Source organism: Plastoroseomonas hellenica, assembly GCF_018129085.1.
Lineage (GTDB): Bacteria > Pseudomonadota > Alphaproteobacteria > Acetobacterales > Acetobacteraceae > Plastoroseomonas > Plastoroseomonas hellenica.
This window is the reverse complement of record NZ_JAAGBB010000154.1, coordinates 1-676: the sequence shown is the minus strand read 5'-3', so window position 1 is coordinate 676 and position 676 is coordinate 1. Positions and strand designations below refer to the sequence as shown.

Sequence of the window (676 nt, the reverse complement as noted above, 5' to 3'; positions counted from 1 at the left end):
CTCGCGGAGCACATAGCCGCGGCCCCAGACGGTGGCGATGGCGCCGCTGAACCCGGCCTCGGCCAGCTTGCGGCGGAGCTTGCAGATGAAGACGTCGATGATCTTCATCTCCGGCTCGTCGATGCCGTTGTAGAGATGCGTCAGGATCGATTCCTTCGACTGCACCACGCCCTTGCGCATGATGAGCAGCTCCATGATGGACTGCTCCTTGCCGGTCAGGTTCACCGCCCGGCCGGCGATCTCCACATCCTTGCTCTGGATGTCGAGCGAGAGGTTGGCGGCGGTCAGCACCGAGCGGGCGAAGCCCTTGGAGCGGCGGATCACCGAGCGGACGCGCGCCAGGAACTCGGTGCGGTCGGTGGTGGGGGTGATGCAGTCATCGGCGCCGATGTCGAGCGCCTGGACGACCGCGGCGAGGTCGCCGCTCTTGGTCGTCGCGATGGCGGGGACGGAGATGTTGCGGGCGCGCAGGCGGCGCAGGGCTTCGACGCCGGTCATGTCGGCCAGCGAGACGCCGAGGATCATGACGTCGTAATCGAAGTGGCGGGTCATATCGACCGCGTCCTCACCACTCTTGGCGGTATCCACGGTGATGGTCGCGAGCTGCAGGGCCCGCACCTTTCCGATGACGTTCATCGGATCCCGCTCGACAACCAGTGCGCGCATCTTGCTCTCC

The 676-nt window shown here is 66.3% G+C and carries 1 protein-coding gene; it reads right to left on the bottom strand.

Annotated elements, in window-relative coordinates:
- Nucleotides 1–666: response regulator transcription factor (locus GXW71_RS34600; RefSeq protein WP_281417480.1), on the bottom strand; the 666-nt coding region annotated here is incomplete at its 3' end.
- Nucleotides 667–676 lie beyond the last annotated feature (10 nt).